General features: G+C 62.9%; 24 protein-coding genes. 15 read left to right on the plus strand and 9 right to left on the minus strand.

Going from position 1 to position 22,123, the window contains the following annotated elements:
- Nucleotides 1–107: 107 nt before the first annotated feature.
- Both ESZ53_RS00920 and ESZ53_RS00925 read right to left on the minus strand, forming a co-directional pair.
- Nucleotides 108–311: a hypothetical protein gene (locus tag ESZ53_RS00920; RefSeq protein ID WP_129071115.1), complete on the minus strand. Its 204-nt coding sequence runs from the start codon at nt 309–311 to the stop codon at nt 108–110.
- A 57-nt stretch (nt 312–368) separates the two neighbouring features.
- Nucleotides 369–734 carry a helix-turn-helix transcriptional regulator gene (locus ESZ53_RS00925; RefSeq protein ID WP_129071116.1) on the minus strand — a complete coding sequence of 122 codons (366 nt, stop codon included), beginning with the start codon at nt 732–734 and terminating at the stop codon, nt 369–371.
- A gap of 96 nt (nt 735–830) precedes the next feature.
- Between ESZ53_RS00925 and ESZ53_RS00930 the strand changes: the two genes are divergently transcribed.
- Nucleotides 831–2,114, plus strand: a complete 1,284-nt coding sequence (locus ESZ53_RS00930) for an FAD-dependent oxidoreductase (protein ID WP_129071117.1) — start codon at nt 831–833, stop codon at nt 2,112–2,114.
- Nucleotides 2,115–2,119: 5 nt separating this feature from the next.
- Here the strand turns inward: ESZ53_RS00930 and ESZ53_RS00935 are convergent, their stop codons facing one another.
- Nucleotides 2,120–2,782, minus strand: coding sequence for a pentapeptide repeat-containing protein (locus ESZ53_RS00935; protein WP_129071118.1), 663 nt, complete (start codon nt 2,780–2,782; stop codon nt 2,120–2,122).
- Nucleotides 2,783–2,868: 86 nt separating this feature from the next.
- Here ESZ53_RS00935 and ESZ53_RS00940 point away from each other — a divergent pair, with 86 nt between their 5' ends.
- The gene (locus tag ESZ53_RS00940; RefSeq protein ID WP_129071119.1) at nt 2,869–3,309 is read left to right on the plus strand and encodes a rhodanese-like domain-containing protein; all 441 of its coding nucleotides are present in this window, start codon (nt 2,869–2,871) and stop codon (nt 3,307–3,309) included.
- A 32-nt stretch (nt 3,310–3,341) separates the two neighbouring features.
- On the opposite strand, the gene ESZ53_RS00945 is transcribed toward ESZ53_RS00940, so the two are convergent.
- A complete protein-coding gene (locus tag ESZ53_RS00945; protein WP_129071120.1) occupies nt 3,342–4,778 on the minus strand; it encodes a helix-turn-helix transcriptional regulator in 1,437 nt (478 codons plus the stop codon).
- Between the two features lie 124 nt (nt 4,779–4,902).
- Here ESZ53_RS00945 and ESZ53_RS00950 point away from each other — a divergent pair, with 124 nt between their 5' ends.
- From ESZ53_RS00950 to ESZ53_RS00975, 6 genes are all read left to right on the plus strand, one after another.
- Nucleotides 4,903–6,732, plus strand: a complete 1,830-nt coding sequence (locus ESZ53_RS00950; RefSeq protein WP_129071121.1) for a phosphoenolpyruvate carboxykinase (GTP) — start codon at nt 4,903–4,905, stop codon at nt 6,730–6,732.
- Between the two features lie 104 nt (nt 6,733–6,836).
- Entirely contained in the window at nt 6,837–7,394 is a 558-nt protein-coding gene (locus ESZ53_RS00955; protein WP_129071122.1) for a sigma-70 family RNA polymerase sigma factor, read from the plus strand.
- Nucleotides 7,387–8,139 carry a hypothetical protein gene (locus tag ESZ53_RS00960; RefSeq protein ID WP_129071123.1) on the plus strand — a complete coding sequence of 251 codons (753 nt, stop codon included), beginning with the start codon at nt 7,387–7,389 and terminating at the stop codon, nt 8,137–8,139. The genes ESZ53_RS00955 and ESZ53_RS00960 overlap by 8 nt, the downstream gene beginning before the upstream one ends.
- A gap of 55 nt (nt 8,140–8,194) precedes the next feature.
- Complete coding sequence (locus ESZ53_RS00965; RefSeq protein WP_129071124.1) at nt 8,195–10,216, plus strand: TPM domain-containing protein; 2,022 nt, start codon at nt 8,195–8,197, stop codon at nt 10,214–10,216.
- A gap of 39 nt (nt 10,217–10,255) precedes the next feature.
- Nucleotides 10,256–10,993, plus strand: coding sequence for a PspA/IM30 family protein (locus ESZ53_RS00970; protein ID WP_129071125.1), 738 nt, complete (start codon nt 10,256–10,258; stop codon nt 10,991–10,993).
- 24 nt (nt 10,994–11,017) lie between these two features.
- Nucleotides 11,018–11,893 carry an arginase family protein gene (locus ESZ53_RS00975; RefSeq protein WP_129071126.1) on the plus strand — a complete coding sequence of 292 codons (876 nt, stop codon included), beginning with the start codon at nt 11,018–11,020 and terminating at the stop codon, nt 11,891–11,893.
- Here ESZ53_RS00975 and ESZ53_RS00980 read toward each other — a convergent pair.
- Entirely contained in the window at nt 11,851–12,168 is a 318-nt protein-coding gene (locus tag ESZ53_RS00980; protein ID WP_129071127.1) for a DUF4333 domain-containing protein, read from the minus strand. The two genes, ESZ53_RS00975 and ESZ53_RS00980, sit on opposite strands and share 43 nt — an antisense overlap.
- Nucleotides 12,169–12,252: 84 nt before the next feature.
- Here ESZ53_RS00980 and ESZ53_RS00985 point away from each other — a divergent pair, with 84 nt between their 5' ends.
- Genes ESZ53_RS00985 through ESZ53_RS00995 form a run of 3 tightly spaced genes read left to right on the plus strand, consistent with a single transcriptional unit; the run spans nt 12,253 to nt 14,982 of the window.
- Entirely contained in the window at nt 12,253–13,053 is an 801-nt protein-coding gene (locus ESZ53_RS00985) for a crotonase/enoyl-CoA hydratase family protein (protein WP_129071128.1), read from the plus strand.
- Between the two features lie 52 nt (nt 13,054–13,105).
- Nucleotides 13,106–14,518: an NAD(P)/FAD-dependent oxidoreductase gene (locus tag ESZ53_RS00990; RefSeq protein ID WP_129071129.1), complete on the plus strand. Its 1,413-nt coding sequence runs from the start codon at nt 13,106–13,108 to the stop codon at nt 14,516–14,518.
- Nucleotides 14,515–14,982: a hypothetical protein gene (locus tag ESZ53_RS00995; RefSeq protein WP_210403819.1), complete on the plus strand. Its 468-nt coding sequence runs from the start codon at nt 14,515–14,517 to the stop codon at nt 14,980–14,982. The genes ESZ53_RS00990 and ESZ53_RS00995 overlap by 4 nt, the downstream gene beginning before the upstream one ends.
- A gap of 40 nt (nt 14,983–15,022) precedes the next feature.
- Here the strand turns inward: ESZ53_RS00995 and ESZ53_RS01000 are convergent, their stop codons facing one another.
- A complete protein-coding gene (locus tag ESZ53_RS01000; protein WP_010205043.1) occupies nt 15,023–15,376 on the minus strand; it encodes a siderophore-interacting protein in 354 nt (117 codons plus the stop codon).
- 1,221 nt (nt 15,377–16,597) lie between these two features.
- Between ESZ53_RS01000 and ESZ53_RS01005 the strand changes: the two genes are divergently transcribed.
- Nucleotides 16,598–17,017, plus strand: coding sequence for a hypothetical protein (locus ESZ53_RS01005; protein ID WP_129071130.1), 420 nt, complete (start codon nt 16,598–16,600; stop codon nt 17,015–17,017).
- Nucleotides 17,018–17,019: 2 nt separating this feature from the next.
- On the opposite strand, the gene ESZ53_RS01010 is transcribed toward ESZ53_RS01005, so the two are convergent.
- Entirely contained in the window at nt 17,020–18,435 is a 1,416-nt protein-coding gene (locus tag ESZ53_RS01010; RefSeq protein WP_129071131.1) for an amidase, read from the minus strand.
- Nucleotides 18,436–18,576: 141 nt separating this feature from the next.
- Here ESZ53_RS01010 and ESZ53_RS01015 point away from each other — a divergent pair, with 141 nt between their 5' ends.
- Genes ESZ53_RS01015 through ESZ53_RS01025 form a run of 3 tightly spaced genes read left to right on the plus strand, consistent with a single transcriptional unit; the run spans nt 18,577 to nt 20,587 of the window.
- Nucleotides 18,577–18,936 carry a GntR family transcriptional regulator gene (locus tag ESZ53_RS01015; protein ID WP_129071132.1) on the plus strand — a complete coding sequence of 120 codons (360 nt, stop codon included), beginning with the start codon at nt 18,577–18,579 and terminating at the stop codon, nt 18,934–18,936.
- Entirely contained in the window at nt 18,933–19,823 is an 891-nt protein-coding gene (locus ESZ53_RS01020) for an ABC transporter ATP-binding protein (protein ID WP_129071133.1), read from the plus strand. The genes ESZ53_RS01015 and ESZ53_RS01020 overlap by 4 nt, the downstream gene beginning before the upstream one ends.
- Nucleotides 19,820–20,587 carry an ABC transporter permease gene (locus ESZ53_RS01025; RefSeq protein WP_129071134.1) on the plus strand — a complete coding sequence of 256 codons (768 nt, stop codon included), beginning with the start codon at nt 19,820–19,822 and terminating at the stop codon, nt 20,585–20,587. The genes ESZ53_RS01020 and ESZ53_RS01025 overlap by 4 nt, the downstream gene beginning before the upstream one ends.
- A 220-nt stretch (nt 20,588–20,807) precedes the next feature.
- Here ESZ53_RS01025 and ESZ53_RS01030 read toward each other — a convergent pair whose 3' ends face one another.
- Nucleotides 20,808–21,314, minus strand: a complete 507-nt coding sequence (locus tag ESZ53_RS01030) for a GNAT family N-acetyltransferase (RefSeq protein WP_129071135.1) — start codon at nt 21,312–21,314, stop codon at nt 20,808–20,810.
- A 91-nt stretch (nt 21,315–21,405) separates the two neighbouring features.
- A complete protein-coding gene (locus tag ESZ53_RS01035; protein ID WP_129071136.1) occupies nt 21,406–22,086 on the minus strand; it encodes a uracil-DNA glycosylase in 681 nt (226 codons plus the stop codon).
- Between the last annotated feature and the right edge of the window lie 37 nt (nt 22,087–22,123).

A 22,123-nucleotide genomic window follows, 5' to 3' on the forward strand; every position in this document is an offset into this window, starting at 1 on the left:
TAGGCGCACTGTTATTTACGGGCGCTGCTTTTGGCTGGCGCTGCTGTTAGCCGGCGTTGTTGTTCACCGGCGCTGCGGTCAGTTCGACCTCGCGATTGCGGCGGAGGTTATTCTGGCTGCCGTTGCGTGCTCGATTGGCGATAGGCCATGACACCCAGCGGCAGAACGACTAGTCCGGATGCGCTGACAAGAGCGATCCACTCGCCGGTAGCAATGCTGGCCCAGAGCCCGACCGCGATGATCGTGACGCTGTACAGAGCTAGCGACACCCACGCCCAGCGCGGCAATGGCAATGTTTGAGACTTTGTCATGAGTACACGCTACGTCACGAGGCAGCGGACCTCTAGAGAAATAGCGCTTCCGGGCTGCTATTTCACGACGCAGCAAGCCTCGGCCCCGGCATCCGTGCTGGTGGCGACTGACGCGAGCATCTTGACGGGTTCGGCGAACGCTTCGCAGCAGAGTTCATAGACGTTGGAGCGACCGCGAGGCGTCACCGTGACGAGACCGTTCTCGCGCAGCGGCGCCAAGTGGTGACTCACGAGCGTTTGGCTCAGGCCGGTGGCATCCGTCAGCTCGCGCACCGTGTGGGCGCGTTCGGTGAGGAGCAGCACGAGCTGCAGCCGGTTGGGATCGCCGAGGGCGCGCAGGAGCGGCGCCAGGCTCTGGGCCCGCTCGGCCGTTGCCGACCAGGTGGGCTTCTGAATCATCAGAAGATCGACACGTTCGCTCATGCCCTCACCTTACCTGATTTCTTTGTTATCAACAGTAAGTACTGTTATTGTGAGTGAGCGCTAGTAGCGCTGTGACGAACATCATCAAGGAGAGCAATGACCATCGCACCTTCCCCCTCCGGCCCGCTCCCCGTCGTGGTCATCGGAGCCGGCCCGATTGGACTGGCTGCTGCTGCCAACCTCGCCCAGCGAGGTATCGATGCGGTAGTGCTCGAAGCCGGCGACCATGCCGGTGCGGCCATTAGCGCCTGGGGGCACGTCTCCCTCTTCTCCTCGTGGAAATACAACATCGATCCCAGCGGGCGTGCACTTCTCGAAAAAACGGACTGGGTCTCCCCCGCCGCCGAGACCCTCCCCACCGGCACCGAGCTCGTGCGCGACTACCTCCAGCCGCTCGCCGCGACCGCCGAGCTGGCACCACTCATCCGCTACAACAGCCGCGTGATCGGGATGTCGCGCCAGAGCATCGACTCCACCAAGACGGTTGGCCGCGAGCGCCGGCCGCTCCTGGTTCGCGTTGACTCCCCCGATGGCGTGTACGACATCCTCGCTTCGGCCATCATCGATGCGTCCGGCACCTGGGGCCACACCAACCCCATTGGTGCCTCCGGGCTGCCCGCCACAGGTGAGGCCGACGCCAGTGAGTGGCTGACGGGCCCGCTTCCGGATGTTCTGGGGGCCGACCGCGCACGCTTCGCCGGCAAGCACACCCTCGTCGTGGGTATGGGTCATTCCGCCGCCAACACGCTGTTGGCTCTCGCCGAACTGCGCGCCAGCGAACCCGGTACCGAAATCACCTGGGCAATTCGCGGCCGCTCGGCCCGTCGACTCTATGGTGGCGGCAGCGCCGATGAACTACCGGGCCGCGGCGCCCTCGGCAGCAACCTCAAGGATGCGGTCGAATCCGGAGCGATCACTCTTCTGACAGATTTCACCGTCACCGAGCTCACCCCACAGCCCGATGGCCGCCTCACCGTCTCGAGCCATAATCCCGATGGCAACCAGTCAGTGACAGTGGATGCTCTCGCCGCCGCGACCGGATTCCGCCCCGATCTGGCGATCCTGAGGGAACTGCACCTCAGCCTCGATCCGGTGCTCGAAGCTCCCGTGATGCTGGCGCCCCTCATCGACCCGAATGTGCACAGCTGCGGCACCGTGGAGCCGCACGGAGCGAGTGTGCTCGCGCATCCGGAAAAGAACGTCTACATCGTCGGCATGAAGAGCTACGGCCGCGCCCCGACTTTCTTGATGGCGACCGGTTACGAGCAAGTGCGCTCGGTGGTTGCCGCTATCGCTGGCGACGTGGCGAGTGCTGGCCGTGTGAACCTCATGTTGCCCGAGACGGGCGTCTGCTGCTCAACCACCAGCGGCGGTTGCTGACTGGCTTAGTCGTCGAGCACGATCCCGAGGTGCGCGGCGAGGGCCGGTGCTAGTTCTGCCAGTTGGTAAGAGTTAATCGTCGCGCCCTTGAGGTGTTCGACCCCCGTGACGTGGCGCAATTCGAGCGATCGCAAGTCGACGTTAGTGAGCTTGGCGCGGGTGAGGTCGAGAGTGTTCACCTGCGTGTTCGTGAACGCGACACGGTTTGCCGTAGCGCCACCCAGGTCGAGCTCGTCGATCAAGCAGTCATCGAATAGAACGTCTTGCAGGTGAGCGCCGCGCAGGTTCAGATACCCGATGCGACAGTGGACGAACCGGATCGACCTCCAGGTTGACTCGTAAAATTCTGCCGACCCCAACCGGGAGCCTTCGATGCTTACGTCACGAAGGTTCGAACGCGGGGCCGCAAAGATGGGCGCGTTCAGTTTTTCGAAGCGGGTCTCCACGAAAGTGGCTGCCCGAAAGTTCGCCTCATTGGCTTCGAGCTCGATCAGCTCGCACTCCGTGAACGAGATCCCTGAAAGGTCATCTTCGCTGACATCGGATGCCGTGAACCGTTGCCCGTCATAGCTTTCGTGCGGCCGCAACAACGCCGCTTCCCCATCGACGAGATTCGCTAAACGCAACGCATCAATGAGCGGAGCTGCCGTCACTGCTCTCTTAGCCATATAGCCGGGTGCTCCTTCATTCGATGGGTTCTGCGTCGAACCGAAACTACCCCACCGCACTGACGCTGCGCCGCTAGCCTGTACGCATGACGCCTCCCGCCACCACCGCAGACCGAGTTGCCCACTTTTCGAGCAAGCTCGACTACGAAACTGATCCCTCGGATGTCGGGGCCGCATTCGAGGCCAACGACCGCTTCGTGCTCATCGACTCGCGCGGTGACGCCGCCTGGAATCAGGGTCACGCGGTCGGTGCCCTGCACATGCCGACCGCCACCATCAGCGCTCGCGCCGACGCCGAGATCCCCCACGACATGCCTGTCGTCGTCTACTGCTGGGGCCCCGGCTGCAACGGTGGCACGAAAGCCGCGCTCGAGTTCGCGAAGCTCGGCTACGAAGTGCGGGAGATGATCGGCGGTTTCGAATACTGGGCGCGCGAAGGATTCCCCGTCGAGGACAGCACCGGCCCCGTCATCCGCGACAAGGATCCCCTCACGGCTCCCGTCGCCGCGATCTCCTGCGACTGCTGAGGTCGAAAACGCTGCGCCTGCGCTAAGGATGCCTAGCCGGCGTCGCTCGAGTGCGACTCCAAGAACTCGTAGAGTTCGCGGTCGTCGACGCCCGGGAAGGTTCCCGAGGGCAACGGCGACAGGATGTGGGCGTGGAGCTTGGCGCTCGACCAGGCGTTGCCTGCCCAACGGTCGCGAAGCACGTCCTCTGGCTTACGGCAGCAGGTTTCATCGGGGCAGGTAGAGGAACGACGCACGTCGGTGGCGCGGCCGCGGAACCACTTGGAGTGAGAGAAGGGCACACCGATCGTGATGGAGAACTCTTCAGCATCCGTCGTTCCCGTTTGGGTCGACTCGAAGAAGCTCCCTTCGGGAGTATCGGTGTACTGGTAGAACTCCGTCGTGCGGTTGGTGCGCGTGAACGCGGTGCGGGCGCTCCAATTGCGGCACACGAACTGGCCTTCGGCTGAGCCCGTGACATCCACCGGTAGTCGAAGCCCATCATTTTCGTAGGCCTTGTAAACGGCGCCGTCGTCGCCGACGCGCAAGAAGTGGGTCTCGAGGTCGAGGTGCGAAGTCGCAAGGTTGGTGAAGCGCAACGCTGCTGCCTCGTGGGTGACGCCAAAGGCATCCCGAAAGTCTTCGACGGCAATGTTGCGCGCCGCTTTGGCCTCGCTCAAAAATGTCACTGACTGCTTGAGCGGCATGAGCACGGCCGCTGCGAAGTAGTTGATTTCGAGACGCTGGTGCAAGAACTCGGCATAGCTCGTCGGCTCCGCGTGACCGAGAACGCGGTGCGCCATCGCCTGAAGCGCCATCGACCGCAAACCGTGACCACCGGGAATGGATGCCGGCGGCAAGTAGATACGTCCGTGCTTCAGGTCGGTAACCGAGCGTGCCGAATGGGGCAGGTCGTGCACGTGTACGAGCTCGAAGCCGAGCGATTCTGCCATCAGGCTCACGGCACGATGCGTCAGTGCACCGGTGGTGTGGTTTCCGGCGATCGTGAGCTTCTCGGCCTCTTTCTCAAGGTCGGGCAAGTAGTTGTCGAGGGTGCGCATGCGCTGGCGCAGCTCGGTGTTTGCTCGACGCGCTTCCTCGGGAGTCGCAATCGCCTGGCGCGAACGCGTCGATAGTTCGTGGTGAAGCCCCACGATCGCTTCGAGCGTCTCGTCAGGAATGCCCTTCGACGGACGAATCTTGGGCAGGCCGAGCGAAGCGTAAATGGTGCTGCGCTGCAGCCGGTCGAGCTCAATTTCGAGAGCAGCCCGCTTGGTCGGTGGGGTCTCCTCAAGCAAATCGGCAAGCTGGATGTCCGTGGCCGAGGCGATTGCCGACAACAGAGTCAGGCGAGGTTCACGTCGCCCATTCTCCATAAGAGAGAGCTGACTGCCCGCGACTCCCACTTTGTCACCCAGTTGGTCGAGGGTCAGTCCGGCCGTGGTACGGAAATGTCGGATGCGTTGCCCGAGAGTCACAAGATCATTCACACGTTCACTATAACTAAAGAATACGCATTCTTTCGACTCTAATCGACAACAAGTGGCACAAAACTGGGTCATCATCGAATAACAACAGTTTTTCCTCACAACAACACTTCAGCGGAAGGTAGAAATGAGCATCGCCGAGATGACAAGGACGCACTTCTCCGCACCCGACGGAACAAATCAGAGCGTTATTAACTGGGTGGAAGAGATCGCCGCCCTCACTCAGCCCGACGAAGTCGTCTGGTGCAACGGAAGCCCCGCAGAGGCAGACGAGCTCGCCGAACTCATGATTGAGGCCGGCACGCTGACACGACTCAACGATGAGTACCGTCCCCACAGCTTTCTCGCCCGCAGCGACCCCAGCGATGTCGCTCGTGTCGAATCGCGCACCTTCATCTGCTCAGTCAACGAGAGCGACGCCGGCCCCTCCAACAACTGGGCTGCACCCGCAGATATGCGCAACACCCTCGGCGGGCTCTTCGAGGGCGCCATGCGCGGCCGCCGGATGTACGTTGTTCCGTTTTCCATGGGACCACTCGGTTCGCCCCTCGCCAAGATTGGCGTGCAGGTAACCGACTCCCCCTACGTCGTTATGAGCATGGGCATCATGACGCGAATGGGAACCGCCGTTCTCAACGCCATCGATGACTCCACCGAGTGGGTGCGCGCCATCCACAGTGTTGGCGCCCCGCTCGCCGCCGGCGACACGGATGTGCCGTGGCCCTGCAACCAGACCAAATACATCAGTCACTTCCCCGAGACTCGCGAAATTTGGTCGTTCGGTTCCGCTTACGGCGGCAACGCCATTCTCGCGAAGAAGTCGTTCGCTCTGCGCATCGCTTCGGTGATCGCTCGCGACGAGGGATGGCTTGCCGAGCACATGCTGCTCCTCAAACTCACGAACCCCCGTGGTCGCGTCTTCCACATCGCTGCGGCATTCCCCAGCGCCTGTGGCAAGACCAACCTCGCAATGCTTAAGCCCACCATTCCCGGCTGGAAAGCCGAAACGATTGGTGATGACATCGCGTGGCTCGGCAAGGGAGCTGACGGCCGCCTGCGCGCCATCAACCCCGAAGCTGGCTTCTTTGGTGTGGCTCCCGGAACCGGAATCACCACCAACGAAACCGCCATGGACACCATCTGGGGCAACACCGTCTTCACCAACGTCGCGCTGAAAGACAACGGCGACGTCTGGTGGGAAGGCATGAGCGATGAAGTGCCTGAGCACCTGATCGATTGGCAAGGAAACGACTGGACTCCCGAAACGGGAACCCCCTCGTCGCATCCGAACTCACGTTTTACTGTGGCAGCAGCACAATGTCCCAGCATCGCAGATGACTGGGAATCGCCACAGGGCGTCGTAATTGACGCCATAATCTTCGGCGGTCGCCGCGCGACCAACGTGCCGCTAGTGGTGGAGGCACGAGATTGGGAGCATGGCGTCTACCTGGGCGCCACTATCTCATCTGAGCGGACGGCGGCTGCCGAAGGCACCATTGGCGAACTACGGAGAGATCCGTTCGCCATGATGCCCTTCTGCGGATACAACATGGCAGACCACTGGAGCCACTGGCTCTCGGTCGGCCAGAATCTTCGCAGCTCGGGTACAGTGCCGCGCATCTTCCAAGTCAACTGGTTCCGTAAGGGTGCGGATGGCTCGTTCCTCTGGCCAGGCTTCGGCGAGAACTCTCGCGTGCTCGAGTGGATTCTCGAACGCGTCGACGGTCAAGTTGCCGCTCAGGAGAGCGCCCTCGGGCTGCTCCCCCGCGAAGGCGACCTCAATATCGACGGTCTCGGCCTCGATGAGAACGTGATGGAACAGCTTTTCGCGATCGATACCGAGTCATGGCTCGCCGAAGCGGCATCCACCGAAGAATTTTTTGCAACCTTCGATGGCCGGGTTCCCGCTGCTGTAGAACGCCAGCTTGAGCAGTTGAAAGCACGCCTCACAAGCTAACCAACGAAACCGCCTCGCCGTTCGTCTTTATTAGTGTGACCACAATTGCGCTACCTATTGGCCATTCCTCGGCCACAATAGAGACGACGGCGAGGAGGGGCTCAGTGACTGAGACCGAAAACACCCCTGCCCGCTGGGAAGACGTAGCCACACAACTCGTCGCCGAGCGAGGCGCGGCATTGACGCGTTACGCGTACCTGATTTCGGGCAACCGCGACGACGCCTCCGACCTTGTGCACGATGCCCTCGTGAAAACCTTTGGCCGTCTGCGCAACGGTTTTGGCATCGCCAGCGCCGAAGCTTATGTACGTCGAGCGATTCTGAACACCTACCTTGACCGCGGTCGACGGATCAGCCGCTGGCGCAAGATCGCTCACCTCACGGTGGAGCCCGACATCCATGAATCTGCGGATGCTGACACCGAGGCTCGCTTAGACCTGCAGTCTCAACTGATGAAACTCCGCCCGCGCGAACGGGCGTGCGTTGTGCTTCGCTATTACGAAGACCTCAAAGTGGACGACATTGCCGCAACCCTGGATATCAGCTCGGGAGCCGTGAAACGCTACCTGAGCGACGGGCTCGCCCGCATGGCTGTGAGTCTCGATCGCGCCGACGCGCACGCAGCCGCTGACTCACACAATCTGGGAGGCCACCGTGGTTGATGAAACCGAACTGCGCAACCAGTTTTCTGGCACCGAGCTGCCCCCAATCGATATTGATACCGCCGCTGTGATTTCCGGAAGCAAGCGTCGCCGTCGTCCCCGTCAGTTTGCCGTGGGCGCCATCAGCGTGCTTGCAGCGAGCGCGCTCGTGTTCGCGGGGATCAACACGTATCAGCAGGCAGACCTGATCAGCACCACGGCGGGAGTGGTCGCTGAGGATTCGGGAGAAGCAGGAAGTCAGTTCGACGCCGAGAGCGACGCCGCTCCGTCAGACGCCCCGCAGGCCGCCCAAGACACAAGCCCAATCACCGCGGCGTGTGGCACCAGCATCCGCACCGATGCGGCAACGCCGTTCGGGCTGTCACTCGAACTGCAATTTCCCGCCGAGGTTGTGGCGTCGGGTAGCGCTTACGGCACGGTGCTCATGACTAATACCTCGGATGAGCCGGTTACCGGAACGACCGCGAACGTGCCCGACGTGAACCTGCTGCGCGACTCAATCGTGATTTCTCACAGCCCGGATGTACAGATTTTGTCGGTCATGCCGGTGAATCTGCAACCGGGCCAGAGCATCGCATTCGATGTCGCAATCGACGTTTTCGACTGCACCACTATCGACACCGGCGGCATGGTGGAACCCGGAACCTACGCTGTCAACGCGACTCTCGCCTTCGTGCCCGAGGATCCCGCCGAGGGCGATACTGCCGAAGTTCGCAGCGCAAAGTCAGTAATCACGCTGCAGTAACCACAGCCGCCTTCGCTAGACTCCCCGTGTCACTGTCGTCGACGAAGGAGCACCCGTGAAGGCTCGACTAAGCGCCACTCTGGCGCTCGCTGCAACGCTCGCCTTGCTCACCGCAGGGCCTGCTTTCGCGAGCGACCCCGTGAGCCTCGACGGCGGCTATGTCGTCGACTCGGTGGGTGTGCTTGATGGTGATTCGAGCGCCATCGACGGCGCCGTCGATTCGCTGTATGACAGCCAAGGCATCCAACTTTTCGTCGTTTACGTCGACGAATTCACCAACCCCAGCGATCCCGTCGACTGGGCTGATGCGACCGCAAACAACAATGGGCTCGGCGACAACGACCTGTTGCTGGCCGTTGCCGTTTCGCAGCGTCAGTACGCGCTTTCTGTTTCCGCTGATGCCGGGGTAACGGATGCGCAGTTGGATGCCGCGGAAAGCGCGATCGAATCCGAGCTGCGCGACGACAACTGGGGTCAGGCGGCCGTTGCGGGGGCCAATTCTCTCGCCGGCGAAGACTCCGCGGCGACGGGCTCCGAAGCATCGAGCAGCATCCCGGTTTTGCCCATCGTGGGAGGCATCGCAGTGCTCGGTGCCGGAGCGTTCGTGATTTATCGCGTACGACGCGGCGGAAAGGGTGGCCGCAGCGCCGCTCCCGCCGCCGAGGTCTCGCAGGAAGAGCTAGACCGTCGCGCCGGCAGCGCCCTGGTCGACCTGGATGACGCAGTCAAGACCAGCGAACAAGAGCTCGGCTTTGCCGAAGCACAGTTCGGTGCGGCCGCGACAGCCGGATTCCAAGCGTCGCTGGCCGAGGCGAATGCCGCGGTGACGAAGGCCTTCCGCATCCGTCAGCAACTCGATGACAGTGAGCCTGAAACGGCCGAGCAGAAGCGCGCCATGACGATCGAGATCATCGAGCTGTGCGAGCACGCCGACGACTTGCTCGACGAGCAGGCTGCGGCGTTCGACGACCTTCGGCAACTTGAGACCAACGCACCCGCGGTTCTCGCTGAAACCTCCACCGCGATTGCTGCCGCAGCCCAACGCCTCCCTGCCACCGAGGCAGCCCTCGCGGCGCTCAGCGCGCGCTATGCCCCCGCCGCCATTGAGGCTGTTGCCGACAACGGTGCCCGGGCACAGGCCCTGCTGAGTTCGGCAGTTCATACGTCAACGGCGGCGCAGGCCTCCATCGAAGCCCAGAAGCCGAGTGAAGCTGCTGTCGCTGTGCGCGCCGCTCAAGCCGAACTGGGCCAGGCCATCCAATTGATGGATGCCGTCGATTCGTTGACCGCAGAGCTCCAGGCGGCAGAGCAAAAGCTTGCCGCCGCCATCACGGACACCACGAACGACATCGCTGCAGCGCGGGCGCTCCCCGCCGACAGCACGGCAGCAACTCTGCAGCCGTCGATCGCGAGGGCCGAAGCGGCGCTCGCAACCGCTCGGTCGGCAACAGCCGACCCTGTCGCCAGCTTGAGTTCGCTCGGCGATGCCAACGCTGCTCTCGAGACTGTTTTCCTGGGCGTGCGCGATCAGCAAGCCGCAATCGCTCAAGCAGCGACGCAGTTGGCGGCGGCCTTGGCGGCAGCACAATCTCGCATCACGACGACCGCGCAGTTCATCACGACGCGTCGTGGTGGCGTGGGCTCATCGGCGCGAACGAAGATCGCCGAGGCTGATCGTCAGCTCAAGCAGGCGCTCGCGCTGCAGGCATCCGACCCGGTCACTGCTTTGACGCACGCGCGCTCGGCCGACCATCTGGCGGCGAGCGCGTATGACATCGCTCAGCGCGAGGTGTCGCAGTTCTCCGGCGGCTCCAACGCGGGCCTGGGCGGGCTGCTTGGTGGCTCGGGCTCCGGCGGTGGTGGAGATCTGCTCGGCGGCATCATCGGCGGGCTCATCGGCGGCAGCCTCGGCTCGCGCTCCTCACGACCGTCCTCGGGATACTCCTGGGGCGGCGGCTCGCGCTCGTCACGTCCATCTGGCGGCGGATTCTCGGGTGGCGGGCGCTCTGGCGGACGCAGCTCGGGCGGATCGTCTCGTCGCAGTGGTGGTGGCCGCAGCCGCGGCGGTAGATTCTAATTACGGTTTCCTTCAGAAAACTCACGAAAGGCACGTCGCATGGCAAAGCAGTCAATTCTCGGACGAATCTCACAACTACTGAAGGCGAACATCAACTCGCTCCTCGACTCGGCGGAGGACCCTCAGTTGATGCTCGACCAGCTCGTGCGCGACTACACCAACTCCATTGCGGATGCGGAGAGCGCGGTAGCTCAGACCATCGGCAACCTGCGCCTCATGGAGCAGGATCACACCGAAGACATTGACGCTGCTGCTGACTGGGGCCGCAAGGCTCTCGCGGCCAGCGGCAAGGCTGACGAACTGCGTGCCGGTGGCAACAGTGCGGATGCCGACAAGTTCGACAACCTCGCTAAGGTCGCGATCGGTCGCCAGGTGTCCTCCGAGAACGAAGCTCGCACCGCGGAGCCGACGATCGCGTCGCAAACTCAAGTCGTCACCCAGCTCAAGAGTGGTCTCGATGGCATGCGCGCCAAACTGAGCGAACTCACCGCCAAGCGTGACGAGCTCGTTGCTCGCTCCAAGACGGTCGAAGCTCAGTCGCAGGTTCACGACGCCCTCAAGTCGATCGATCTCCTCGACCCGACGAGCGACCTCGGCCGCTTCGAGGACAAGATTCGCCGCGAAGAGGCCAAGGTTCTCGGCCAGCAGGAGCTCGCGGCATCCAGCCTCGACGCTCAGTTCGAAGGCCTCGAAGACCTCGGCAAGCAGACCGAAATTGAGGCTCGTCTCGCGGCTCTCAAGGCTGGCGGAACCCAGGCCCTCACCGCTGGCGAATAGCTCAGCAACTCGAAAGTTAAACGGATGACAATTAATTACGTTGTCGTTCCGCAGTGGCAGGGCTCGGGTTCGTCCCGCGCGATGCAGCTTGTGGACGGTGCCGAGTCAATTCGGGGAGATCTTCCCTCTGCGTTGACTCGCACCGTCGACATTCCCCTCGAAGCGGGCGACCATCAGGGCACGGGCGTGCACCGCTACAGTTCGCTGTTGCTCGTGCGCGACCGGCTACGCCACGCTCTCGCCGAGGGCACCGAAGCTGGTGTTGACACTCATGTCACCATCGGTGGCGATTGTGGTGTTGAGCTCGCGGCGATCGAACATGTGAGCGCGAGCGAACCTGCCGTGGTGTGGCTGGACGCGCATCCGGATCTGCACACTGCTGCGACGAGCCCCTCTGGTGCATTTACCGGCATGGTGTTGCGCACCCTTCTGGGTGAGGGGCCCCCTGAGCTGGTACCCGCGCATCCTGTTCGCGCCGATCGGGTGATTCTCGCGGGCGTGCGCTCGGTCGATATTGCTGAAGATGACTACATCGGTCAGTCCGGCATCCGGATGCTCGGTCCCGTCGATTTCTCGGCGGAGACGTTGCTTGAGGCCATCGCCGCGACGGGCGCCGATTCGGTGTATCTCCATGTCGACTTAGATGTGCTCGATCCCGCGGACTTTGCAGGACTCGGCTCCCCCGTGCCGTTCGGCATCGAAGCGGGAGTGCTCATCGACGCGATTCGCGCTGTCGTGGCGAAGTATCCGCTGGCGGGCGCGGGCATTACCGAATTTGCTCCCGCGTCAATGGCGGCCGCGGTGGATGACTCCCCCACGATCCTGCGACTGATTGGCGCTTTAGCGAGCGCCGGCAGTCATTCGCGCGGTTCTTCCGCCACCGCGACCGACACCGAGTAGTTCGCCCCGTCGACATCCGTGATCGTCACTTCGCTGTCGAAGTCTTCGCCCAGCGTGGTGTCGGTAAGAACGCAGTCGAGCTTCGTGTTGTTCTTGAGCTGAATGGTGTCGGTGCCGCAGTTCATTTCGGGCGATTCGCCCGTCGACTGCTCGAGTGCCGAAACCGCCGTCGCGGCGATGTCACTCGCGGACACTTCGACGGGCGGCTCGCTGCTGCAGCCGCTGAGAAGGGCCGCCGTCGCGACAGCACACACGAGAATTGCGGATCGCAACACAGGAGCCTCCGAAAAGTTGGGGTGGGTATGAGCTTATCGCCAGCATCCCTCCCACTGGCAGCCGCGCGGTCGTAGTCTGGGGCCATGACTGACTCCAACTCGAGCACCCCCAAGATCACTGTGGAGCGAGACGGCTACGTCTTGCTCATCGGACTCAATCGCACGGACAAGCGCAACGCCGCCGACATGGAAATGTTGCAGCAGCTGGCGCTCGCGTATGGCGAACTTGAGCGCGACCCCGACCTGCGGGCTGGCTTCGTCTTTGCCCACGGCGACCACTTCACGGGCGGCCTCGACCTCGCAGACATCGGCCCCCGCATTGGCGCCGACGGCCTCGACATGGTTCCCGAGGGCGGCATCAACCCGTGGCAGGTCTCGGGCGAAAAGCTCTCGAAGCCCGTCGTGATTGCGGTGCAGGGCACGTGCCTCACGCTCGGCATTGAGTTGCTGTTGGCGAGTGACATTGCGGTTGCCGCGGACTCCACGGTGTTCGGTCAGGTGGAGGTTTCTCGCGGCATCCTCCCCTTCGGCGGTGCGACGATTCGGTTCCCCCGCCAGGTCGGCTGGTCGAATGCCATGCGCTGGATTCTCACCGGTGACAGCTTTGATGCCGCGGAGGCGTACCGAATCGGGATGGTGCAAGAAGTTGTGCCCCACGGCGAGCAGTATGCGCGTGGTCTTGAACTGGCTCACCGCGTTGCTGCCCAGGCTCCGCTCGCGGTGCAAGCGGCGCTGGCTAACGCGAACCTTGCGATTCGCGAGGGCGATGCAGCGGCCGAGGCTGGCCTTCAGCCCGCCCTCGTAGCGGTCGCTCAGAGTAAAGATGCCAGAATTGGCATGGAAGCGTTTATGACGCGCACCACCGCCGAGTTCATCGGCAGGTAGGACCGCCGGCGCACCAGCACCATCCGCACCACCAACGTGAAGGAGTTCGCTCATGACCGAGAACAACTGGGACGTCATCGTAATCGGAGCCGGAGCGGTCGGTGAAAACGTGGCGGATCGCGCCGTTCAAGGCGGGCTAAGTGTGGTGCTCGTGGAGAGCGAACTCGTGGGTGGCGAGTGCTCGTACTGGGCCTGCATGCCGTCGAAGGCCCTCATCCGCAGCGGCCTGGCGTTGCGCGCTGTCGAGAAGCTGCCGGGCGCCGCCGAGGCCGTCACGGGTGGCATCAACGTCGAGGCTCTGCTCGCGCGCCGGAACAGCTTCACCAGCAATTGGGATGACGCTGGCCAAGTGAAGTGGGTCAAGAAAGCGGGTATCGGCCTCGAACGTGGGCACGCGCGGCTCGCGGGCCCTAAGACCGTCACGGTCACGGCCGACGACGGCACCGTCACCACGCTCACAGCCAACCACGCCGTGGTCGTGAGCACGGGTTCAGACCCGCAGCTGCCGAACGTTCCTGGCCTGATCGAAGCTCAGCCCTGGACTCCGCGCGAAGCCACCGCGGTGAAGGTCGTTCCCGAATCCCTCGCCATTATCGGCGGCGGCGTTGTCGGCGTTGAAATGGCCACCGCCTACCGGGATCTCGGCGCTGAAGTCACGATGTTTGCCCGCAGCGGGCTTCTGAACGGCCAAGAAGATTTCGCCGGTGAGATGGTCGAGAAGGCGCTCAAGGAGCGCGACGTCACGATCGTGCGCACCTCCCCCACGCGCGTGGAGCGCACCGCTGACGGCGTCGTGATTGAGACTCCGGACGGCAGCTTCACGGCATCCGAAGTTCTCATTGCTACTGGTCGCGCCGCGCGCACGAACGACATCGGGCTTGAGACCGTTGGCCTCGAGCCGGGTGACTGGATCCGGGTTGATGACACCATGCTCGTACCCGACACTGACTGGCTCTACGCCGTGGGTGACGTCAACCACCGCGCGCTGCTCACCCATCAGGGCAAGTACCAAGCGCGTGCTGCCGGTGATGTAATTGCCGCCCGCGCCAAGGGCGAGTCCGTGGATGACGCCCCCTGGGGTGCGCATGTTGCGACCGCCGACCACGGCGCTGTTCCGCAAGTCACGTTTAGCGATCCCGAAGTCGCTTCGGTCGGAGTCATGTCTCACGATGCCGAGAAGCAGGGCATTGACGCTCAGGTCGTCGACTACAACATCGGGTGGGTTGCCGGCGCGAGCCTGCAGGCTGACGGTTACGAAGGCCATGCTCGCCTCGTGATCGACCGCGAGCGTCAGGTCATTATTGGCGCGACGTTTGTAGGTCAGGATGTTGCGGAGTTGCTGCACTCGGCCACCATCGCCATCGTGGGCGAGGTTCCCATCGCGCGCCTGTGGCATGCAGTTCCCTCGTACCCCACGATCAGCGAGGTGTGGCTGCGCCTGCTTGAAACGATCGGGCGTCCGTGAGCCGAGCACTAACGCTGGGCACGCGGCTCGGGCACGCGCTCGCGCGCGCCGAACATAGTCCGCGGGCTCAGCGAGTGCTGCTGCACCCCGTCGTCACGCGACCCGGTTACTGGTTTGCTACGGCATCCGGAGCGCTGTGGGGCGCGGCGCTGAGCAAGCGCGGGCTGAAGTCGCGGGGCGGCGTGCTGGTGGCGACGCCACTGCCGAAGTGGGCGTTTGGGCGCGGTGGTACGACGATTGGCGCCGTGTTTTTGACCGGCGGCATCGCGAGCGATGCTGTGTTGGAGCATGAGGCTGTTCACCGCGAGCAGTGGCGAAAGTACGGGTTGTGGTTTATCCCGCTGTACCTGCTGGCGGGGCAGAACCCGCTGACGAACCGCTTTGAGGTTGAAGCGGGGCTGGAGCTCGGTGGCTATGTGCGCGCGAAATCATCGCGTGTGCCGAGAGACAGCACGAAAAACTAGCGGGCGGATGCGGGGCGCTAGTTAGTCGGAGGGGCGCGAGCTAGTTGGAGCTAAGCAGGCGCGCGGGGCCCTGATGGGCAACCCACGCATAGACGGTGCTCTCACCGAAGGCGCTGACGGGCAGCATTTCGCTGAGCCACGCGTCAACCGAGCGGGCAACGCTTTGGCCGCGTTCGCGCAGCAACCAGCACACGCTGAAACGACCAGGAGCCGATAGCGGCTGGATGTCGTCAGCCGAGTCAACCTCGATGAAAACCTGGCCGCGTGAACGAGCCGGCAATGTCGCAAGAATCATCGAGATGGCGTCGATTGAGGTCTCGTCTCCCGCAAGCAGCACGCGGTCAGCCGACTGGGGATTCCAGGCGATCTGCGGGGTGAAGAGTTCAGGAAACATTGATCCCAGTATAGGCATGCCTTACCTAAATTACGAAGCCCTCTCGGTAGACTCCAAGCCGCGAATTCGAGGTCCCCGCGACAGCACGACGCCCGGCCCCGAGGAACCTAAGTATTTCTATTGTTCTGCGACAATCGAGTATGACCAACAGTCACGCAACCGAGACGAACCGACGCAGAAAAGTGCTGCGGCGAGCGGCGATTGCCTTGGCAGTAATGGGAATCCTGTGGCTCGGCTCGCTCTATGCATACGCGAGCTTGGCGGAGCGAAACAGCCACTCGTCCTGCGCTGATTATGTTCCCGCGAGTTTGAGCGACTCGGAATATGTTGTGCAGACCAAATCACGGGTGACAGTTCTTCCGCTCGCGCTTGAGTGCTCGTTTTACGCCGAGGCGCCATCTGACAACCCCGACTATGTCGTGGTCGAAAAAGATCTCGGTACCGCTTGGTGGCTCGGAGCGCCAGTCAGCTTCTTGGCCGCTGCGAGCGTTTGGGTCGCGAGCCGCACGACCACGAACCCCCGGAACCGTGAACCTCACAGGACTAAAGCATGATCCCCCTCATCGATTGGCGCCTCACATGATGCACCTCCGCCCGTCCGACTTGAGTCGCGAGCAAGCGAACCGCCACTTGGCACACGCGGAGAATACGCGGGAGTTTCGGCTCACCGAGTTAGCGCATTGGATGGCCGCTAGTGGCGGACCTATCGATGAGATGGATGGCTCTTTGGCCAGCGTGGAGCCGCTATGGAGGTGGGTCCAGACCTTTCCCGAGTCTGACGAAGCGAACCTAATCCCGGCCGAGTGGCGAACAGATGAATCGATTGGCTTCGGCTTCATTCCCAAGGTTAAGTACCGTCGGCGCCAGTACATCGCTCAAGCATTGCCAAGCTACATCCTTGAAGTTCTGCGGCGCCTTGAGCCGTCAACCCACTTCAGTCTCTACAACTGGGGAGGAAAAAACCACGCTCATTTCAACACGCTGGTGTACCGGGCGGGTTTCGCCCCCACTCCAAAGTTGAATTCACTCGACATGTGGGCTGCGACTGGAATGTTTCATGGGAAGAGGGTTTCGTTTAAGAAATTCTTTGCCTGGTTCTCAACCGAGTTCGGCGATTGGACCGCTCTAGCGCGAGATAACCCTTGTGGTGCATCGATCCTCGCGCCGCTGGTCACACGCCCTCTAAGCGACTTCGATTCGTTGCGCAATCCTCCGGAGTTTGTGTCTGAGCCCAGGGTCGCCCCGGACAAGTCGGCTCCAGCCCTTGCGCAGCTGGAAGAAGACGAGTTCATGGTCGCGCCCCGCGACTATGACCCCGACGATCTTGCCGCCGGTCAACCGTTGGACTCTGCGGTCGTGCATCACGCTCTCCTAGAGATGGATGCGAGCTTGGGTGGCGGCGGCACTGTCACCGATCCCGCCGTGTGGCTTTCTGCCGGGCACGCTGATCTCGCCCTCGGCTCTTTGGCTGGTGCGACCGTCTTCGTTGCCGACGGCGCGGTGCGCGGAGTCGGGTTCGAGATCGGCGAGATTACCGAGAAGGAGTGGCGCACTCTCTCGAAACAGATGCGAGCACTAGCGAAGTCGCTGGGCGTGCATTTCGCCCCCGATCAAGATGAGAGTTGGAAAGCGAACCAGTAGCGCTAAGCCCCAAACGCCACCGGATGCCGCGAGCCCCACTGGAAGCGCCGCTCGAGTTGCGCACCAATCGCGAGTAACACGTCCTCGCGACCGGGGCGGCCAATGAGTTGCACGCCCATCGGCAGACCTTCCGCGGTTTCGTGCACGGGGAGGCTGATCGCGGGCAGGCCGGAGACGTTGACGAAGCTCGTCCACGGTGTGTACTGCACTTGCTTCGCAAAGTTCTCGAAGGCATCCTCGGCATGAAACCAACCGAGCGGGCGCGGGGTCATGGCCATCGCCGGAGTCAGGACGGCGTCGTAGGTCGAGAACTGGCGGATGACGCTGCGCTCGAACCGAGACAGCGTCGCGATGGCGACGCCCACGTCGCGCGCGCTCATCCGGCGTCCGCTTTCAATGAGCCATTTCGTGAGGGGTTCCACAAGCTCGAGTTGTTCGCCGTCGAGCGGGATTCCGGCGGCTCCCGCTTGCCACAGCACCGTGAAGGCTTCGGCGTATTCGGGTGACGGGTCGAGCGCGAAGTCTTCGCTGCCGTGGCCGAGCTGGTCGAGCGCGGTGCGAGCGAGGGTGAGAGCATCCTGAGCTTCGGGCGAAACAGAAATCTCGTAGGTGTCATCCCACGGCGAGGTTGTCATGACGCCGATGTTGAAGGTTCCCTCACCGCGGATCGCGGCGTTGAGGAAGGCGCCGCCGTCCCACGTGGGCGGACCAACCGAGAAGGGCGAGGGGCCGGCGATGCCATCGAGGAGGAGGGCAGCATCCGCCACAGTGCGAGCCAGCGGTCCGGTCACCGGAAGCTGGCCGAGACTACCGAAGCCGCTGCCCGCGGGCACACGACCACGGGAAGGCTTGAGGCCGACGAGTCCGGTCGCGGCGGCGGGAATGCGAATCGAGCCACCGCCGTCGGAGCCCGGAGCGAACGGCAAGAGCCCCGCCGAGACCGCGACGGCCGCTCCCCCGCTGCTGCCACCGGAGCCGAGAGAGGTGTCCCAGGGGTTCACGGCCGGGGCATCCGAGAGCGGTTCCGTGTAGGCAGGCAGGCCAAATTCGGGGGTTGCTGTTTTGCCGAGGCTGATCGCGCCAGCCGCGTCGAGAACGTCGGCGATCTCATCCGAGACCTCGGGCACAAAGTCGGCGAAGGCGCGCGATCCATAGGCGGTGCGCACTCCGGCGCGGGCCCACAAGTCTTTTTCGCCCGAGGGTAGACCCCAGAGGGCGGCGGCGCGGGAGCCAGAGGCCTCGAGTTCGGCGGCACGCTGGCGCGCAGCATCCGGAGTCACGACCGTGAAGGCGCCCAACTCGGGGTTGAGGCGGTCGATGCGATCGAGGTAGCACTCCACGAGTTCGCTGGGCTTTAGCTCGCCCGCTCGCACGAGATGGAGCTGCTCAAGGGCAGTGAGGCGATGAAGTTCTGACACGGATTCAGCCTAAGGGGGTTGACAACGACCCGCCATGCTGGTTGGTTAGTTACACAACCAACTAACCGACTAGCTACCGCGCTTTTACTGCTACACCGCGGCGCTGCTAGACCGCCACCCGCACTCAGAAAGGAGGCTCACATGGATGACTCTCGCCCCATTTTCGCGCAGGTCGCCGAGAACATTGAGAACGACATCATCTCCGGCGCCCTGCCCGAAGAAGGCCAGGCTCCCTCGATCAACGAGTTCGCAGCCTTCTACCGCATCAACCCCGCGACCGCCCTCAAAGGCGTGAACGTGCTCGTCGATGCCGGAATTCTCTACAAGAAACGAGGAATCGGAATGTTCGTCGCCACCGGCGCTCAAGAACAGCTCAAAGGTGCTCGCCGCGACAGCTTCAGCAGCGAGTACGTTCGCCCCCTCTTGGCCGAGGCAGAAAAGCTCGGCATCGACTCCGCCCAACTCACCCTGATGATCGCCAAGGAGGCGAATAACTCATGACCTCCACCATCGAGGTAACCAACCTCAGCAAGCACTTCGGCAAAGTAAACGCCGTCAACGACGTGAGCTTCACCGTCGAAGAGAACAAGATTTACGGCCTCCTCGGTCGCAACGGCGCTGGCAAGACCACGCTGATGCAGCTACTCACGGGTCAAGATTTCGCCTCGAGCGGCACGATCTCGCTGTTCGGGCAAGCACCGGTGGAGAACGCCAAGGTTCTGCAGAACACCTGCTTCATCAAAGAGAGCCAGCGCTACCCCGAAGACTTCCGCCCCAAAGACGTCTTCAAAACTGCCCCGTGGTTCTTCGCCAACTGGGATCAAGAATTTGCCGATCGCCTGATCGCCGACTTCCGCCTCCCCCTCGACCGCCGCATCAAGAAACTCTCGCGCGGCCAGCTCTCCTCCATCGGAGTCATCGTCGGCCTCGCCTCACGCGCACCGCTCACCTTCTTCGATGAGCCCTACCTGGGGTTGGATGCCGTGGCTCGCCAAATCTTCTACGACCGCCTTCTTGAGGACTACGCGCACCACCCCCGCACCGTGATTCTCTCCACTCACCTCATTGACGAGGTCAGCAACCTGCTCGAACACGTTCTCGTGATCGACGACGGCAAGCTCCTCATCAATGAGGATGCCGAAACTCTCCGCAACCGCGCCACGAACGTGGTCGGCATGAAGACCGCCGTCGAGGCGTTCATCGGCAACCGCGAAGTGTTGCACCGCGACGGCATCGGCGGGCTCAGCTCGGTAACCGTTGCTGGGCTCAGCGAGAGCGAGCGCCGCGACGCGCACGCTGCCGGGCTGGAACTGTCACCGGTGTCGTTGCAGCAGCTCATCATCCAACTCACCCGCACCGAGACCAAGGAATTCGAGGCCAGCGCATGACCACCACAACGGCTCTCGCCCAACCGGCAAGCCCCCTGAAGCGCATTACCAACGTAGCCAAACTGCATTTCGCCAACCCCTGGACGACCCTCGGACTGCCGTGGATCATTCTCGGCGTGATCTTTGTGGGGATGCTGACCGTCTGGTGGCTGATCTATTCCGCCATTGATGAGTCCGCCCGAGAATCAGCCCTCGAAGGAACGCAGTTCTCCGGCTCAAGCTTTTTCATCTACATCTACATGATGGTCGTGGCGATCCAAGCGATCAGCATCACATTCCCGTTTGCTCTCGGCTACGGCGTTACGCGCCGCGACTACTACCTCGGAAGCGCGCTCGCTTTCGTGGCGCTAGCCGTGATCTATACCGCAGGACTCACGATAATTTCGGTCGCGGAAACGATGACAGGCGGCTGGGGAATGGGCGTCACGATTTTCGCGCCCGTCTACTTCGGAGCGGGCATTGTGGAACGCATCTTCGTGCAATTCGTCGCGTTCTTGTTCTTCCTGTTCTTCGGCTCAGCCATTGCCGCTGTCTGGGTACGCTGGAAGGCCACCGGCGTGACGATGTTCTTCATCGTCGTCGCGGCGTTGCTCGTCGGCTTGATTGCGCTAGCAACCTTCACGGATTCGTGGGTCGCAATCGGGGCCACCTTGGTCGATCTCGGGGTCACTGGCGTCGCGGCCTGGAGCCTCGTGCTCACCGCGATCAGCGGTGTGGCTGGGTTCACGTTGCTACGGCGCGCAACTCCGCGTAACGCGGCCTAGCTCGTAACGCGGCCTAACCCGTACGCGGCAGCCAACGCGCTGACCCTCACCACCCATCAGAACGGCGGATGCCCGGCTCTCCCTTCGCGGGAGGCCGGGCATCCGTTCGTTTGTAGGGGGTTCGTTCGCGAGCTATTCGCCCGCACGAAATTCGTGCGGTACTCGATCGCGAACCGTTTGGCCGTGCGGTGTTCGTGCGCCGAGCGTTCGTGACTCCGCGCTACGCGTCGATCGACTTCTGCATCAGGAAGGTTCCAACCCAACGGTCGAACTTGAAGCCGACGCGCTTGAGGTGCCCGATGGATTCGAAACCCAGCTTCTTATGAAGGTGAATGGAAGCGTCGGCCCCGTCATCCGAAATCACAGCAATGATCTCGCGGATGCCGGCCTGGCGTCCGCGCTCGATAAGGTCGTTCAGCAGCGCACCGCCAACACCCTGCCCGGTCGCTGCTGGTGAGAGGTAAATCGAGCCTTCCACGGTTCGCTTGTAGGCGGCCTTGGGGCGCCACGGGAACATGGCGGCATAGCCGAGCACGCGCTCATCGTCGTCGACAGCGACGATGAAGGGCAGCCCCGACTCTTCCACGGCGACCCGCTTAGCGGTCATGATCTCGGGAGTGACCTCAACAATGTCGAAGGTCACGACGGTCGTGCTCACGTAGTGGCCATAGATTTCGGCGAGCGCCGCATCGTCCGCTGCGATGGCGTCTCTGAAGTGGTGTGCCATGGCTGCTCCTGGGGTGTCGTGACAAAAATGCGATGAGCGAAGGCTGCACGTGGTGACGCTTGCACGTGTCGTGGGTATCGCGACTCCTATTTTAGAGGTCGAGTGAGCGGTCAACGCGCCAGTCAATAGGGGCAGCCCCTTGCGCCTCAAGCGCCGCATTCACCCGACTAAACGGCTTCGAACCGAAGAACCCGCGGCGCGCAGACAGCGGGCTCGGGTGAGCACTCACGATCACCGGCGAATCCCCCAGTAGTGGCGCTACAGATTCCGCATCCTTACCCCACAGCACCGCAACGAGGGGCTGCGGCCTCGCCGCGAGCGCCCGAATCGCAGCGGCCGTTATCTCTTCCCAGCCGTGACGACGGTGGGAGCCCGTCTGACCCGCCTGCACCGTCAGCACCCTGTTGAGCAACAGCACGCCCTGGCTCTGCCATGCGCTCAGGTCGGCGTGCGCTGCGGGCGGGATGCCGAGGTCGTCGTGCAATTCCTTGAAAATGTTGCTGAGGCTCCGCGGTAGCGGTCGCACCATCCGTTCGGCCGAGAAAGCGAGCCCCACGGCGTGCCCCGGCGTCGGATACGGGTCTTGGCCGACAACGAGCACGCGCACCTCATCGAACGGTGTTGTGAAGGCTCGCAGTACCGCATCCGGCTGAGGAAGCCACGGTCGCCCGGCTGCGCTCTCTGCATCAAGAAACGCACCAACCGCCGCCAACGGCCCCTCGAACGGGTGCAATTCGCGAGCCCAGCCGGGGTCGACACTGCTGAAATCCATGTCACTACGCTAACGCGCGCCCTGTCTACCGATAGCA

It is taken from the genome of Salinibacterium sp. UTAS2018 (assembly GCF_004118935.1).
Taxonomy (GTDB): domain Bacteria; phylum Actinomycetota; class Actinomycetes; order Actinomycetales; family Microbacteriaceae; genus Rhodoglobus.